The sequence below is a fragment of the Gilliamella sp. Pas-s27 genome (genome assembly GCF_009795865.1).
Taxonomy (GTDB): domain Bacteria; phylum Pseudomonadota; class Gammaproteobacteria; order Enterobacterales; family Orbaceae; genus Gilliamella.
In genome coordinates, this window is record NZ_WTEW01000017.1 from 15,219 (window position 1) to 28,146 (window position 12,928).

At 39.7% G+C, this 12,928-nt stretch carries 26 protein-coding genes; 3 read left to right on the forward strand and 23 right to left on the reverse strand.

Going from position 1 to position 12,928, the window contains the following annotated elements; genetic code table 11:
- Positions 1-66: 66 nt before the first annotated feature.
- The 3 genes from slyD (at position 67) to GQ589_RS07645 (ending at position 1,739) form a co-directional block, all read left to right on the forward strand.
- A complete protein-coding gene (slyD, locus tag GQ589_RS07635; RefSeq protein WP_160425435.1) occupies positions 67-639 on the forward strand; it encodes a peptidylprolyl isomerase in 573 nt (190 codons plus the stop codon).
- A gap of 170 nt (positions 640-809) precedes the next feature.
- Positions 810-1,481 (forward strand): DNA repair protein RadC, encoded by a 672-nt coding sequence (radC, locus tag GQ589_RS07640; RefSeq protein WP_202112544.1) that lies wholly within the window; start codon positions 810-812, stop codon positions 1,479-1,481.
- 54 nt (positions 1,482-1,535) lie between these two features.
- Complete coding sequence (locus GQ589_RS07645) at positions 1,536-1,739, forward strand: SlyX family protein (RefSeq protein ID WP_160401454.1); 204 nt, start codon at positions 1,536-1,538, stop codon at positions 1,737-1,739.
- 191 nt (positions 1,740-1,930) lie between these two features.
- On the opposite strand, the gene rplQ is transcribed toward GQ589_RS07645, so the two are convergent.
- The 23 genes from rplQ to rpsS form a co-directional block, all read right to left on the reverse strand.
- Positions 1,931-2,317, reverse strand: a complete 387-nt coding sequence (rplQ, locus tag GQ589_RS07650; protein WP_034884211.1) for a 50S ribosomal protein L17 — start codon at positions 2,315-2,317, stop codon at positions 1,931-1,933.
- A gap of 29 nt (positions 2,318-2,346) precedes the next feature.
- Positions 2,347-3,336 carry a DNA-directed RNA polymerase subunit alpha gene (gene rpoA, locus GQ589_RS07655; protein WP_034911133.1) on the reverse strand — a complete coding sequence of 330 codons (990 nt, stop codon included), beginning with the start codon at positions 3,334-3,336 and terminating at the stop codon, positions 2,347-2,349.
- 25 nt (positions 3,337-3,361) lie between these two features.
- The gene (rpsD, locus tag GQ589_RS07660) at positions 3,362-3,982 is read right to left on the reverse strand and encodes a 30S ribosomal protein S4 (protein ID WP_065567150.1); all 621 of its coding nucleotides are present in this window, start codon (positions 3,980-3,982) and stop codon (positions 3,362-3,364) included.
- Between the two features lie 43 nt (positions 3,983-4,025).
- Positions 4,026-4,415, reverse strand: a complete 390-nt coding sequence (gene rpsK, locus GQ589_RS07665; protein ID WP_025314405.1) for a 30S ribosomal protein S11 — start codon at positions 4,413-4,415, stop codon at positions 4,026-4,028.
- 15 nt (positions 4,416-4,430) lie between these two features.
- Positions 4,431-4,787, reverse strand: coding sequence for a 30S ribosomal protein S13 (gene rpsM / locus GQ589_RS07670; protein ID WP_065586686.1), 357 nt, complete (start codon positions 4,785-4,787; stop codon positions 4,431-4,433).
- A gap of 169 nt (positions 4,788-4,956) precedes the next feature.
- Entirely contained in the window at positions 4,957-5,070 is a 114-nt protein-coding gene (gene rpmJ, locus GQ589_RS07675; protein ID WP_025314403.1) for a 50S ribosomal protein L36, read from the reverse strand.
- A gap of 26 nt (positions 5,071-5,096) precedes the next feature.
- Positions 5,097-6,437, reverse strand: coding sequence for a preprotein translocase subunit SecY (gene secY, locus GQ589_RS07680; RefSeq protein WP_160425437.1), 1,341 nt, complete (start codon positions 6,435-6,437; stop codon positions 5,097-5,099).
- An 8-nt stretch (positions 6,438-6,445) separates the two neighbouring features.
- Positions 6,446-6,880 (reverse strand): 50S ribosomal protein L15, encoded by a 435-nt coding sequence (rplO, locus tag GQ589_RS07685; RefSeq protein WP_039127711.1) that lies wholly within the window; start codon positions 6,878-6,880, stop codon positions 6,446-6,448.
- Positions 6,881-6,885: 5 nt separating this feature from the next.
- Positions 6,886-7,065: a 50S ribosomal protein L30 gene (rpmD, locus tag GQ589_RS07690; RefSeq protein ID WP_025314400.1), complete on the reverse strand. Its 180-nt coding sequence runs from the start codon at positions 7,063-7,065 to the stop codon at positions 6,886-6,888.
- A gap of 6 nt (positions 7,066-7,071) precedes the next feature.
- Positions 7,072-7,572 carry a 30S ribosomal protein S5 gene (gene rpsE / locus GQ589_RS07695; RefSeq protein ID WP_025314399.1) on the reverse strand — a complete coding sequence of 167 codons (501 nt, stop codon included), beginning with the start codon at positions 7,570-7,572 and terminating at the stop codon, positions 7,072-7,074.
- 14 nt (positions 7,573-7,586) lie between these two features.
- On the reverse strand, positions 7,587-7,940 hold the full coding sequence (gene rplR, locus GQ589_RS07700) for a 50S ribosomal protein L18 (RefSeq protein ID WP_025314398.1): 354 nt from the start codon (positions 7,938-7,940) through the stop codon (positions 7,587-7,589).
- A 9-nt stretch (positions 7,941-7,949) separates the two neighbouring features.
- Positions 7,950-8,483: a 50S ribosomal protein L6 gene (gene rplF / locus GQ589_RS07705; protein ID WP_065638311.1), complete on the reverse strand. Its 534-nt coding sequence runs from the start codon at positions 8,481-8,483 to the stop codon at positions 7,950-7,952.
- Between the two features lie 11 nt (positions 8,484-8,494).
- A complete protein-coding gene (gene rpsH, locus GQ589_RS07710) occupies positions 8,495-8,887 on the reverse strand; it encodes a 30S ribosomal protein S8 (protein ID WP_065567155.1) in 393 nt (130 codons plus the stop codon).
- A gap of 17 nt (positions 8,888-8,904) precedes the next feature.
- The gene (gene rpsN / locus GQ589_RS07715) at positions 8,905-9,210 is read right to left on the reverse strand and encodes a 30S ribosomal protein S14 (RefSeq protein WP_025314395.1); all 306 of its coding nucleotides are present in this window, start codon (positions 9,208-9,210) and stop codon (positions 8,905-8,907) included.
- Between the two features lie 11 nt (positions 9,211-9,221).
- On the reverse strand, positions 9,222-9,761 hold the full coding sequence (gene rplE / locus GQ589_RS07720) for a 50S ribosomal protein L5 (RefSeq protein WP_025314394.1): 540 nt from the start codon (positions 9,759-9,761) through the stop codon (positions 9,222-9,224).
- A gap of 17 nt (positions 9,762-9,778) precedes the next feature.
- Complete coding sequence (gene rplX / locus GQ589_RS07725; RefSeq protein WP_065558583.1) at positions 9,779-10,093, reverse strand: 50S ribosomal protein L24; 315 nt, start codon at positions 10,091-10,093, stop codon at positions 9,779-9,781.
- 10 nt (positions 10,094-10,103) lie between these two features.
- Positions 10,104-10,475: a 50S ribosomal protein L14 gene (gene rplN, locus GQ589_RS07730; RefSeq protein ID WP_025314392.1), complete on the reverse strand. Its 372-nt coding sequence runs from the start codon at positions 10,473-10,475 to the stop codon at positions 10,104-10,106.
- Between the two features lie 195 nt (positions 10,476-10,670).
- The gene (rpsQ, locus tag GQ589_RS07735) at positions 10,671-10,931 is read right to left on the reverse strand and encodes a 30S ribosomal protein S17 (protein WP_160401456.1); all 261 of its coding nucleotides are present in this window, start codon (positions 10,929-10,931) and stop codon (positions 10,671-10,673) included.
- A 1-nt stretch (position 10,932) separates the two neighbouring features.
- Complete coding sequence (rpmC, locus tag GQ589_RS07740; RefSeq protein ID WP_034902373.1) at positions 10,933-11,124, reverse strand: 50S ribosomal protein L29; 192 nt, start codon at positions 11,122-11,124, stop codon at positions 10,933-10,935.
- Positions 11,125-11,535 (reverse strand): 50S ribosomal protein L16, encoded by a 411-nt coding sequence (gene rplP / locus GQ589_RS07745; RefSeq protein WP_034911153.1) that lies wholly within the window; start codon positions 11,533-11,535, stop codon positions 11,125-11,127. It abuts the gene before it with no gap.
- Between the two features lie 12 nt (positions 11,536-11,547).
- The gene (gene rpsC, locus GQ589_RS07750) at positions 11,548-12,285 is read right to left on the reverse strand and encodes a 30S ribosomal protein S3 (protein WP_025314388.1); all 738 of its coding nucleotides are present in this window, start codon (positions 12,283-12,285) and stop codon (positions 11,548-11,550) included.
- 14 nt (positions 12,286-12,299) lie between these two features.
- Complete coding sequence (gene rplV, locus GQ589_RS07755; RefSeq protein WP_160401458.1) at positions 12,300-12,632, reverse strand: 50S ribosomal protein L22; 333 nt, start codon at positions 12,630-12,632, stop codon at positions 12,300-12,302.
- Positions 12,633-12,645: 13 nt separating this feature from the next.
- On the reverse strand, positions 12,646-12,924 hold the full coding sequence (rpsS, locus tag GQ589_RS07760; RefSeq protein ID WP_024496505.1) for a 30S ribosomal protein S19: 279 nt from the start codon (positions 12,922-12,924) through the stop codon (positions 12,646-12,648).
- Positions 12,925-12,928 lie beyond the last annotated feature (4 nt).

The following is a 12,928-nucleotide window of genomic DNA, read 5'->3' on the forward strand; positions in this document are numbered from 1 at the left end:
TACATAACTCCTTTTTTCCGCTAAAATCTAAAGTAATTTGCTCAATACAAGTCTGTTGGAGAAAAAATGAAAATAGCAAAAAATACCGTGGTTAGTTTGGCATACCAAGTACGCACTAAAGATGGCGTGTTAGTTGATGAAGCTACAGCTACTGCACCACTTGAATATTTACAAGGTGCAGGTAACTTATTACAAGATCTCGAAAATGCATTAGAAGGCCATCAAGTTGGCGATAAATTTGATGTCGAAATCATTAACGCTTATGGTGACTTTAATGATGCGCTTGTACAAAATGTTCCGCGTGATGTGTTTGTGGGTGTTGATGAACTAGAAGTCGGTATGCGCTTTTTTGCTGATACTGATCAAGGTTCTTTACCTGTTGAAATTACCGCTATTGATGGCGATACCGTAACTATCGATGGTAATCATATGTTAGCCGGCCAAGATTTACAATTTAATGTTGAAGTTTTAGCAATTCGTGAAGCGACAGAAGAAGAAATCGCACACGGTCATATTCATGGTGCTCACGGACACGATCATGGGCACGGCGGTTGCGGTTGTGGCGGTCATGCTCATGAAGAAGACGATGAAGATCATGGTTGTTGTGGCGGCGGTCATGGTGGATGTGGTTGTCACTAGTTCTATTGCTAATCGATATTTAAAAGCGCTTTATAGCGCTTTTTCTTTTTTTGTAAAATTGTGTAAAACGGTTTGTTTTTTTGTGAAATAACGCCGAATATTTTCTTTTTCGAGTTTATTCAATTAGTCATTCATTCATAATCTACTTTTAATCACTAAATAAAAGTACAATGCCTTTGCAATATCCCCAATTAATGCCGCGTGAAAAGTTATTAAAATTTGGTGTTGAAGCATTAAGTGACGCTGAACTCTTGGCGCTATTTTTACGAACAGGTACACGTGATTTGCCTGTTTTGGAGTTGTCACAACGTTTATTAAATGATTTTGGTTCTTTGTATAATTTAATTAATGCAAGTCATCATGACTTTTGCCAAAAACATGGCTTAGGTACCGCTAAGTATACACAGTTAAAAGCTGTTGTTGAACTTTCATCTCGTTATTTGAAAGTAAAAATGACGCACGAAAATTCGCTTTCTTCACCATCAGTAACACATCATTATTTAGCTAGTCGTTTAGCCAATAAAGATCGTGAAATTTTTATGGTGATTTTTTTAGATAACCAACATCATGTTATTTCGTCGGAAGAGATGTTTATTGGCACCTATAATTGTGTAGAAGTCCACCCGCGTGAAGTTGCCAGACGCGCACTACAACATAATGCAGCCGCATTAATTTTAGCGCATAATCACCCTTCAGGCATAGCAGAACCGAGTCAAGCAGATCGCCATCTTACTCAAAAAATAGAAGAAGTTTGTGAATTGGTTGATATTCGAGTTATAGATCATATTGTTATCGGCAAAGGTGAATATGTCTCTTTTGCTGAGCGTGGATGGATTTCGTAGTGGTTTTTACTTACAATGTAGCTTAATTAACTAATCTATATATGAATCTATTTTATGAACCAACAATTAGAATTACTTGAGACCAAAGTGGCTTTTCAAGAAATCACCATTGAAGAGCTTAATCAAATGGTAACCAATTTACAAGCAGATGTAAGTAAGCTAAAAGAACAATTAGCGTTATTATCGCAAAAACTACAAGCAACACAGCCATCAAATATTGCTAGCTTATCTGAAGAAACACCACCACCTCATTATTAATAGCAGTTGTATGGTGACAATCAGCATTGCCATTTAATGACTTTTTAATGATAGGTATTATCAAGATAATACAGAATTGATGATTGATACCCAATTTAAGTAAGTTATCAATTTGATATTAAAGCTAATAAAAATAAAGTAGACAATAAAAAACCGGCATAAAGCCGGTTTTGATGCACAATGATTTAAAACTATTCAGCTGCTGCTTCTGCTTCTACTGCAGGGCGATCAACTAATTCGATATAAGCCATTGGGGCATTATCTCCATCACGGAAACCACATTTTAAAATGCGTACATAACCGCCAGGACGGGTAGCAAAACGTGGACCTAAATCTGAAAATAATTTTTTAACTGTATCTTTATCACGGATACGAGCAAAAGCCAGACGGCGATTAGCTACGCTATCGCTTTTGGCTAGCGTAATTAACGGTTCAACAACACGACGCAACTCTTTTGCTTTAGGCAATGTAGTTTTGATGATTTCATGTTCAACAAGTGAACTAGTCATGTTACGAAACATTGCTTGACGATGGCTGCTATTTCGGTTCAGTTGACGACCACTTTTACGATGGCGCATAACTTTATCCTTCTTATATAAATTTTATCTTAGTCTTCAACAATACTTGCTGGTGGCCAGTTCTCAAGACGCATGCCTAAAGATAAACCACGAGATGCGAGCACGTCCTTAATTTCAGTAAGTGATTTCTTACCAAGATTAGGGGTTTTAAGTAACTCAACTTCAGTACGTTGTACTAAATCACCAATATAATGAACTGCTTCTGCTTTTAAGCAATTAGCAGACCGAACAGTTAATTCCAAATCATCTACTGGACGTAATAGAATTGGATCAAATTCCGGTTTATCTTCTTTCACTTCTGGTTGACGTACATCACGTAAATCAACGAAAGCTTCAAGTTGTTCAGCCAAAATAGTTGATGCACGACGAATAGACTCTTCAGGATCGATAGTACCATTGGTTTCCATATCGATAACAAGTTTATCTAAATCTGTACGTTGTTCCACACGAGCCGCATCAACAGAATATGCAATGCGTTCTACAGGACTATAACATGCATCAACTAACAGACGACCAATTGGTCGTTCTTCATCTTCTGACTTAACGCGAGCAGAAGCAGGGACATAACCACGTCCTCGTTGTACACGAATACGCATACTAATTGAAGCATTTGCATCAGTAAGATGACAAATTACTAAATCAGGATTAACAATCTCAACATCACCATCATGAGTGATATCAGACGCAGTCACTGCACCAATACCTGATTTGTTTAAAGTCAGCATAACATCATCTTTAGTATGTACACGCACTGCTAATTTTTTCAAATTAAGCAAAATATCAAGTACATCTTCTTGAACGCCTTCTTTAGTACTGTACTCATGCAGAACACCGTCAATTTCAACTTCGGTTACTGCATATCCCGGCATAGATGATAATAAAATGCGGCGTAGTGCATTACCTAAAGTATGACCAAAACCACGCTCAAGTGGCTCTAAAGTCACTTTGGCATGTGTTTGGCTGTATTGAACAACATCAACTAGGTGAGGTTTTAAAAACTCTGTTACAGAACCCTGCATTATGTCCTCTCTTAAGTGCTAAACTTTACTTAGAGTAAAGTTCGACGATCAAATGTTCGTTGATGTCAGCAGATAAATCTGAACGTTCTGGTAAGCGTTTAAATACGCCTTCCATTTTGCTAGCATCAACTTCTAACCATGTTGGTTTTTCACGTTGTTCAGCTAGCTCTAAAGCGGCTTTAATACGTGCTTGTTTTTTTGATTTTTCGCGAACACTGATCACATCTTCAGGTGAAACTTGATAAGATGCAATATTCACAACGCGACCATTAACAAGAACAGCTTTATGACTAACTAATTGACGAGCTTCAGCGCGAGTTGCACCAAATCCCATGCGATAAACAACATTATCTAGGCGACGCTCTAAAAGACCAAGTAGGTTTTCACCAGTGTTGCCTTTAATTCGCGCTGCGCTTTTGTAGTAATTACGGAATTGACGTTCTAAAATTCCATAAATACGTCTAACTTTTTGTTTTTCACGTAACTGAACACCATAATCTGATAAACGCGGTTTACGCGCACCATGCTGTCCAGGAGCTTGTTCTAATTTACATTTACTATCAACCGCTCGGACTCCAGATTTAAGGAATAAATCTGTACCTTCACGACGACTTAATTTGAGCTTTGGTCCCAAATATCTTGCCATTTTATTTCTCCAATAATCCTAAACATTCAATGTTTAATAAAAATTAAACACGACGTTTCTTTGGTGGACGACAACCGTTATGAGGAATCGGAGTAACATCAGTAATGTTAGTGATGCGATAACCCGCCGCATTTAATGCACGAATTGTTGACTCACGACCAGGACCAGGTCCTTTAACCATAACTTCCAGATTCTTAATTCCGTAATCTTTGACGGCTTCAGCACAACGTTCCGCTGCCACTTGAGCTGCAAAAGGTGTTGACTTACGAGAGCCACGGAAACCAGAACCACCAGCGGTTGCCCAACCTAACGCATTACCTTGACGATCGGTAATAGTTACAATTGTATTGTTGAATGATGCATGAATATGAGCTATACCATCAGAAACTTGCTTTTTTACACGTTTACGTGTACGAACAGGTGTCTTTGCCATTTAATTATACCTCAATTATTTCTTGATTGGCTTACGCGGTCCCTTACGGGTACGTGCGTTAGTCTTTGTGCGTTGACCACGGACTGGAAGTCCACGACGGTGACGCATGCCACGATAACAACCAAGGTCTAATAAACGCTTGATACTCATAGTTACTTCACGACGTAAATCACCTTCAACTGTGAATTTAGCGACTTGTTCACGTAACTTTTCAATCTGATCTTCAGATAGTTCTCTGATCTTAACATGTTCAGGAATACCAGCTTCAGCACAAATTGTCTTAGCGCGGGTACTTCCGATACCATAAATCGCTTGTAAAGCAATCACAGCATGTTGTTGATCAGGAATGTTAATGCCTGCTATACGGGCCACTATGCACTCCTTTATTGTTAATGTTCAGTGAATTCACCATACTGAAAAGCCCGTTTTCAGGATACTCAAACAGTGAATCCACAAATAAATCTAGGCTGGCTATTCTAGCCAGCTTTACTATACTTTGGCAAGTAAAATATGCAAAAGCACAACTTTACGGCTAAATAAATTAACCTTGACGTTGCTTGTGTTTACCTTCAACGCAAATAACACGAACGATGCCATTACGTTTAATGATTTTACAATTTCTGCATAATTTCTTGACTGAAGCACGAACTTTCATTTTTTTCTCCGTAACTTCTGGCTAACTTATCGGCCGTAGCCTTTAAGGTTCGCTTTCTTTAACACTGACTCATAACGATTTGGCATCATTAAAGTCTGTACTTGTGCCATAAAATCCATGATTACAACAACAACGATTAATAAAGATGTCCCACCAAATTGAACGGGAACATTCATTGCGGTTGTCATAAACATTGGAACCAAACATACAAAAGTAATGTAGATTGCGCCAATTAGCGTTAAACGAGTCATTACTTTGTCAATGTACTTAGATGTTTGTTCACCTGGACGGATACCTGGAATAAATGCACCAGATTTTTTAAGCTGATCTGCTGTTTCTCTTGGATTGAAAACCAATGCCGTATAGAAGAAACAAAAGAAGATAATCGCCGCCGCAAAAAAGATAATGTATAACGGTTGATCATGAGAAAAATATTGCCCTATAAGAACAACAAAATATCGCCAACCTTCACCGTCTCCTTGGAACCAAGAAGCCATCATTGATGGTAACATCGCTATTGTTGAAGCAAATATTGCAGGAATAACCCCAGCCATATTGATCTTTAACGGTAAATGCGTACTTTGTGCAGCATACACACGGCGACCTTGTTGTCGTTGCGCATAGTTAACAACAATACGTCGTTGACCACGTTCAACAAACACAACAAAGTAAGTCACACCCACCACTAAAGCTGCGACCACTAATAATAAAATCGGATGCAATGAACCAGAACGAGCTTGTTCAATTGTCTCATATATAGCATGAGGAAGACCCGCCACAATACCAGCAAAGATAATGATTGAAATACCATTACCTACGCCTCTTTCTGTGATCTGTTCACCTAGCCACATAAGAAACATAGTACCAGTAACTAAGCTAACCGATGCAATAAAATAGAAAGAAAATCCTGGATTAATAACAACACTGCCATAATTAGGAATGTTTGGTAAACCAGTCGCAATACCAACAGCTTGCACAATCGCTAAGGCCAATGTGCCATAGCGAGTGTACTGACTAATCTTTTTACGACCAGATTCACCTTCTTTCTTTAATTCTGCTAATTTAGGGCTTATTGACGTTAATAACTGCACAATAATTGACGCAGAAATATAAGGCATTATTCCCAATGCAAAAATTGAAGCACGGCTCAAAGCACCACCAGAGAACATATTGAACATATCTACAATGCCATTTGATGATGCTTTTGCTAGCATGTCCGATAACGCTTTAGTATCAATACCAGGAACGGGAACATAAGAACCAAGACGAAAAACAATAAGCGCTAAAAGCACAAACATTAAGCGTCTTTTAAGCTCACCACTGCCGCCTCGTGTACTTTGAAAATCTAATCCTGGTTGCTTTGCCATCTTTCTACTTATTCCTCAATTTTTCCGCCAGCAGCTTCAATTGCAGCTTTAGCACCTTTAGTCACACGAATACCGCGAACAGTTACTGGTTTAGTTACTTCGCCAGATAACATGATTTTTGCATATTCAATTTGTGAGTTGATCACATTTGCAACTTTTAAGCTATTTAGGTCAACAATATCGCCTTCAACTTTCATTAAATCAGAAAGACGAACTTGAGCTGTAACTTGAGCTTTACGTGAGGTAAAACCAAATTTTGGCAAACGACGATATAAAGGCATTTGACCACCTTCAAAGCCGCGACGAACGCCACCACCTGAACGAGATTTTTGACCTTTGATACCACGAGTACCAGTTTTACCTAGACCAGAACCGATTCCTCGGCCTACACGTTTTGGTGCATGCTTTGAACCTTCAGCAGGAGATAAAGTATTTAAACGCATTACTATTACTCCTCTACTTTAACCATGTAATAAACTTGGTTTACCATACCGCGAATCGCAGGAGTATCCTCACGCTCAACAGTATGACCAATACGACGTAATCCAAGACCAACTAACGTCGCTTTATGCTTCGGTAGACGACCAATAGAACTACGAGTTTGTGTAATTTTAATTGTTTTTGCCATGGCTAATTACCCCAAAATTTCTTCGACGGTTTTACCACGCTTAGCAGCAACCATTTCAGGTGATTTCATGTTTTCTAAGCCATCAATTGTTGCACGAACCACGTTAATTGGGTTAGTAGAACCATATGCTTTAGCTAGAACGTTACGAACACCTGCAACTTCTAAAACGGCACGCATCGCACCACCGGCGATAATACCAGTACCTTCTGATGCTGGTTGCATATAAACACGAGAACCTGTGTGAGCACCTTTAACTGGATGCTGTAAAGTATCGTTATTTAAAGCAACATTAATCATATTGCGACGTGCTTTTTCCATTGCTTTTTGAATTGCTGCTGGCACTTCACGTGCTTTACCATATCCAAAACCTACGCGGCCATTACCGTCACCAACAACTGTTAGTGCAGAAAAACTAAAAATACGACCACCTTTTACGGTTTTAGAAACTCGGTTAACTGCGATTAGTTTTTCCTGCAGTTCACCAGCTTGTTTTTCGATGTTTGACATCTTTAACTCCTACCTTAGAACTGTAGGCCAGCTTCGCGAGCAGCATCTGCTAGCGCCTGAACTCGACCATGATATTGGAAACCTGAACGATCAAATGAAACTTCTTTGATATCTTTCGCTAATGCACGTTCAGCAATTGCTTTACCAACCGCTGCTGCTGCATCTTTGTTTCCGGTGTATTTTAAACTTTCACTGATAGCTTTTTCTAATGTAGAAGCTGCTGCCAGTACTTCTGATCCGTTTGGTGCGATAATCTGCGCATAAATATGACGCGGAGTACGGTGAACCACTAAGCGAGTTGCAAGTAGTTCATGCATCTTGCGACGCGCTTTAGTTGCACGACGGATACGAGCTGATTTCTTATCCATAGTGTTACCTTACTTTTTCTTAGCTTCTTTAGTACGCACAACTTCATCTGCGTAACGAACACCTTTACCTTTATAAGGCTCAGGACGACGATAAGCACGGATATCAGCAGCTACTTGTCCAATTAACTGTTTATCAGCACTTTTTAGTACGATTTCAGTTTGAGAAGGACATTCAGCTGTTACACCTGCAGGTAATTGATGTTCTATTGGATGAGAATATCCAAGAGATAAACCAATTGCATTACCTTTCACTTGTGCACGATAACCGACACCAACTAGCTGAAGTTTTTTAGTAAAACCTTCAGTAACACCAATAACCATTGCATTAATCAACGCACGAGCAGTACCTGCTTGAGCCCAAGCATCAGCAAAACCATCACGAGGAGCAAATTTAATTTGACCTTCTTCTTGATTAATAACAACAGCGTTGTTTATTGTGCGAGATAACTCGCCATTTTTACCTTTAATCGTAATTACCTGACCATTGAGTTTTACCTCTACGCCAGCAGGAACAACGACAGGTGCTTTTGCAACACGAGACATTTTTTTCTCCCTTACGCTACGTAGCAGATAATTTCACCACCAAGACCTGCTTGGCGTGCTGCACGATCAGTCATAACACCTTTAGAAGTAGAAACAACTGCGATACCTAGTCCAGCCATTACTTTTGGCAATTCGTCTTTACGTTTATAAATACGTAGACCTGGACGGCTAACACGTTTGATGCTTTCTACAACAGCTTTACCTTGGAAATATTTTAAAGTAATTTCCAATTCTGGCTTAGTGTCACCAACAACTTTATAGTCCCCAATATAACCTTCTTCTTTTAGCACATTGGCAATTGCCACTTTTAGCTTAGAGGAAGGCATGGTGACTGCAACTTTATTCGCAGATTGACCGTTACGAATACGGGTCAACATATCTGCAATAGGATCTTGCATGCTCATCTATAACACTCCCCTGATTACCAACTTGCCTTTTTAAGACCAGGAATCTCACCACGCATGGCTGATTCACGAACCTTAATACGGCTTAAACCAAACTTACGAAGGACGCCATGAGGACGACCAGTTTGACGACAACGACGACGTTGACGTGATGGACTAGAATCACGAGGAAGCGTTTGCAATTTAAGCACTGCATTCCAACGATCTTCATCTGATGCATTAAGATCAGAGATAATCGCTTTTAATTCTTGACGCTTTGCAAAATATTTTTCTGCTAGCTTTACGCGTTTCTTATCGCGTTCAATCATTGATTGTTTAGCCATTATGCCCTACCTTACTTACGAAATGGGAAGTTAAAGGCAGATAATAAAGCTCGGCCTTCTTCATCTGATTGTGCAGTTGTTGTGATAGTGATATCTAAACCACGAACACGATCAACTTTATCATAATCGATTTCAGGGAAAACGATTTGCTCACGAACACCCATGCTATAGTTACCACGACCATCAAAAGATTTTGCGCTTAAACCACGAAAATCTCGAGTACGAGGAAGAGCAATATAAACTAGACGTTCAAAAAATTCCCACATACGTTCGCCACGTAAAGTCACTTTACAACCAATAGGATACCCTTGACGGATTTTAAAACCAGCAACTGATTTGCGTGCTTTTGTGACAAGTGGTTTTTGACCACTGATTGCAGCTAAATCTGCAACCGCATTATCTAATAATTTCTTATCAGTAATTGCTTCACCCACACCCATATTCAAGGTGATCTTTTCGATCCGAGGGACTTGCATGACAGATTTGTAGCCAAACTGTTCTTGCAGTTTATTTACTACCTGTGCTTTGTAGTAATCATGCAGTTTCGCCATCGTACACTCCAAATTACTTAATTGATTAATTCATTAGTAGACTTATAAAAACGGACTTTTTTACCGTTCTCAATACGAAAGCCTACGCGATCTGCTTTGCCTGTAGCCGGGTTAAAAATTGCGACATTAGAAACATTAATAGCTGCTTCTTTCTCAACAATTCCACCTTCTTGATTTAATGCTGGTACTGGTTTTTGGTGTTTTTTAACCAAATTAATACCTTCAACAATCACTTTGCCTGTAGACAAAACGCTTTTTACTTTACCGCGTTTACCTTTATCTTTACCAGTTAACACGATAACTTCATCTTCTCGACGGATTTTCGCTGCCATTACCCGCTCCTTACAGTACTTCTGGTGCTAATGAAATGATCTTCATAAACTTCTCAGAACGAAGTTCACGAGTGACCGGTCCAAAAATACGCGTACCAATCGGTTGCTCACTGTTATTATTTAAAATAACACAAGCATTACGATCGAAACGAATGACAGATCCATCAGGGCGACGAACACCTTTTCTTGTGCGCACAACAACAGCCTTAAGTACATCACCTTTTTTAACTTTACCACGTGGAATTGCTTCTTTAATGGTAACTTTGATGATATCACCAACCGCTGCATAACGACGGTGTGATCCACCGAGAACTTTGATACACATTACACTACGTGCGCCAGAGTTATCGGCAACATCTAGCCTTGTCTGTTCTTGGATCATTTTAATGCTCCGTATAAATAAATTATTGTCTAATCTACCTTCATCCACCTCAACTACCATGGATAAGAATAGACAACCAAAAACCCACTTACGTGAGGGCGAATAGTATAACACCACTCAGATAAAATGGATAGCATAAAATAAACGGCCGTTGAGCCGTTTATTATATTATGTACAGTTTTTAATCAAAAAAGATTAGATAACTGCTTTTTCAACGATTCGAACAAGAGTCCAAGATTTGGTTTTTGATAATGGACGACACTCTTTAATTTCTACAGTATCACCAATACCACACTCGTTGTTTTCATCATGTACATGCAATTTAGTCGTACGTTTAATGAACTTACCATATAACGGATGCTTCACTTTACGTTCAATAGCAACAGTAACAGATTTATCCATTTTGTCGCTAATAACACGACCTTGCTGAGTACGAATTTTTACTTCAGTAGTCATATTACGCACCCGCCTTTTCAGTTAATAACGTTTTAACACGTGCAATATTACGACGCACTTGTTTTAACATATGAGTTTGTGTTAACTGACCTCCAGCTAATTGCATACGTAAGTTAAATTGCTCACGTAATAAATTAAGAAGTTCAGTATTTAACTCTTCAACGCTTTTTTCGCGTAGCTCTTTTGCTTTCATTTACATCACCGTCTTAATCACAAAGGTGGTTTTAATTGGCAGTTTTGCAGCTGCCAACGCAAATGCTTCACGAGCAACTTCTTCCGGTACACCGTCCATTTCATAAAGGACTTTACCTGGTTGAATCTGTGCAACCCAGTATTCAACGTTACCCTTACCTTTACCCATACGCACTGCAAGCGGTTTTTCAGTAATTGGTTTATCAGGGAAAACTCGAATCCAGATTTTACCTTGACGCTTAACTGCACGAGTCATTGCACGACGTGCCGCTTCGATCTGGCGCGCAGTCAAACGACCACGACCCACAGCCTTAAGACCGAATGTACCGAAACTAACGTCAGTACTTACAGCAAGACCACGATTGCGGCCCTTGTGCACTTTACGGAATTTTGTACGCTTTGGTTGTAACATCAGCGACGCTCCTTATTGTTTTCGGCCTTTGCGCTGCTTTTTCGGTTGAGCAGCAGGTTGTTTTTCTGCTTGTTCAACGGCAGCCATACCACCAAGGATCTCACCTTTGAAGATCCACACTTTAACACCAATAATACCGTAGGTAGTTAATGCTTCAGACAAACCATAGTCGATATCAGCTCGTAATGTATGTAAAGGTACGCGACCTTCACGATACCACTCGCTACGAGCAATTTCAGCGCCGCCTAAACGACCACTTACTTCAACTTTGATACCTTTAGCACCTGCCTTCATTGCATTTTGAACCGCACGTTTCATAGCACGACGGAACATAACGCGGCGTTCTAACTGAGAAGTGATACTATCAGCAACTAATTTAGCATCTAGTTCTGGTTTACGAACTTCAGCAATATTAATTTGTACTGCAACATCACGTTTTTCTCTTTTGTCTTTATATTTATTGACAATAGAAGCTACGGCATTACGTAATTTTTCAACGTCCTCGCCTTTTTTACCAATCACAATACCCGGACGAGCAGTATGAATAGTAATGCGAACGTTAGTTTCTGCTGAACGGTCGATCACAATTTTAGAGATAGACGCTTGAGCTAATTCTTTATTTAAGAATTCACGTACTCTAAAATCACTTTCTAAATTATCAGCGAATGTCTTTGTACCCGAATACCATGTAGATGTCCAAGGCTTGACAATGCCTAATCGGATACCATTTGGATTTACTTTTTGACCCATTGCTATTCTCCAGCCTAGCGATCTGAGACGATCACGGTGATGTGACTCGTACGCTTCAAAATTCGATCTGCACGACCTTTCGCACGAGGCATAATACGCTTCATGGTTGGGCCTTCATCTACGAAAATTTTCGCAACTGTTAGATCATCAATATCAGCACCATCGTTATGCTCTGCATTAGCAATAGCAGACTCTAATACTTTTTTAACAAGTACAGCCGCTTTTTTATTGGTGTACGTTAAAATATCTAGTGCCTGAGACACTTTCTTACCGCGAACAAGATCTGCAACTAAGCGAACTTTTTGTGCAGAAGAACGAGCGTGGCGGTACTTTGCAATTGTTTCCATCTCTTTCTCCTACTTATTTCTTCTTAGCTTTCTTATCAGCTGCGTGACCGCGATAAGTACGAGTCGGCGCGAATTCACCCAATTTATGACCAACCATTTCGTCGGAAACATAAACTGGAACGTGCTGACGACCATTATGGACAGCGATGGTCAAACCGATCATGTTAGGAAAGATCGTTGAACGACGGGACCAAGTACGAATTGGTTTCTTGTCCCCGCTTTCCACCGCTTTCTCTACCTTCTTCAGCAAGTGTAGGTCAATAAAAGGACCCTTCTTGAGAGAACGTGGCATAGCT

Bases quoted from the DNA above. Each gene is read 5' to 3' on its own strand.
- rpmJ (WP_025314403.1), bottom strand. From the start codon at position 5,070: ATGAAAGTTCGTGCTTCAGTCAAGAAATTATGCAGAAATTGTAAAATC.
- rplP (WP_034911153.1), bottom strand. From the start codon at position 11,535: ATGTTACAACCAAAGCGTACAAAATTCCGTAAAGTGCACAAGGGCCGC.
- rplX (WP_065558583.1), bottom strand. From the start codon at position 10,093: ATGGCAGCGAAAATCCGTCGAGAAGATGAAGTTATCGTGTTAACTGGT.
- secY (WP_160425437.1), bottom strand. From the start codon at position 6,437: ATGGCAAAGCAACCAGGATTAGATTTTCAAAGTACACGAGGCGGCAGT.
- rpsQ (WP_160401456.1), bottom strand. From the start codon at position 10,931: ATGACTACTGAAGTAAAAATTCGTACTCAGCAAGGTCGTGTTATTAGC.
- rpmC (WP_034902373.1), bottom strand. From the start codon at position 11,124: ATGAAAGCAAAAGAGCTACGCGAAAAAAGCGTTGAAGAGTTAAATACT.
- rpsD (WP_065567150.1), bottom strand. From the start codon at position 3,982: ATGGCAAGATATTTGGGACCAAAGCTCAAATTAAGTCGTCGTGAAGGT.
- rpsK (WP_025314405.1), bottom strand. From the start codon at position 4,415: ATGGCAAAGACACCTGTTCGTACACGTAAACGTGTAAAAAAGCAAGTT.
- rplV (WP_160401458.1), bottom strand. From the start codon at position 12,632: ATGGAAACAATTGCAAAGTACCGCCACGCTCGTTCTTCTGCACAAAAA.
- rpmD (WP_025314400.1), bottom strand. From the start codon at position 7,065: ATGGCAAAAACAATTAAAATTACACAAACTCGTAGTTCTATTGGTCGT.
- rplO (WP_039127711.1), bottom strand. From the start codon at position 6,880: ATGCGTTTAAATACTTTATCTCCTGCTGAAGGTTCAAAGCATGCACCA.
- rplF (WP_065638311.1), bottom strand. From the start codon at position 8,483: ATGTCTCGTGTTGCAAAAGCACCTGTCGTTGTTCCTGCTGGCGTAGAG.
- rplE (WP_025314394.1), bottom strand. From the start codon at position 9,761: ATGGCGAAACTGCATGATTACTACAAAGCACAGGTAGTAAATAAACTG.
- rplN (WP_025314392.1), bottom strand. From the start codon at position 10,475: ATGATCCAAGAACAGACAAGGCTAGATGTTGCCGATAACTCTGGCGCA.
- rpsS (WP_024496505.1), bottom strand. From the start codon at position 12,924: ATGCCACGTTCTCTCAAGAAGGGTCCTTTTATTGACCTACACTTGCTG.
- radC (WP_202112544.1), top strand. From the start codon at position 810: ATGCCTTTGCAATATCCCCAATTAATGCCGCGTGAAAAGTTATTAAAA.
- rpsN (WP_025314395.1), bottom strand. From the start codon at position 9,210: ATGGCTAAACAATCAATGATTGAACGCGATAAGAAACGCGTAAAGCTA.
- rpsE (WP_025314399.1), bottom strand. From the start codon at position 7,572: ATGTCAAACATCGAAAAACAAGCTGGTGAACTGCAGGAAAAACTAATC.
- rplR (WP_025314398.1), bottom strand. From the start codon at position 7,940: ATGGATAAGAAATCAGCTCGTATCCGTCGTGCAACTAAAGCGCGTCGC.
- rpoA (WP_034911133.1), bottom strand. From the start codon at position 3,336: ATGCAGGGTTCTGTAACAGAGTTTTTAAAACCTCACCTAGTTGATGTT.
- rpsC (WP_025314388.1), bottom strand. From the start codon at position 12,285: ATGGGTCAAAAAGTAAATCCAAATGGTATCCGATTAGGCATTGTCAAG.
- slyD (WP_160425435.1), top strand. From the start codon at position 67: ATGAAAATAGCAAAAAATACCGTGGTTAGTTTGGCATACCAAGTACGC.
- rpsH (WP_065567155.1), bottom strand. From the start codon at position 8,887: ATGAGCATGCAAGATCCTATTGCAGATATGTTGACCCGTATTCGTAAC.
- rplQ (WP_034884211.1), bottom strand. From the start codon at position 2,317: ATGCGCCATCGTAAAAGTGGTCGTCAACTGAACCGAAATAGCAGCCAT.
- GQ589_RS07645 (WP_160401454.1), top strand. From the start codon at position 1,536: ATGAACCAACAATTAGAATTACTTGAGACCAAAGTGGCTTTTCAAGAA.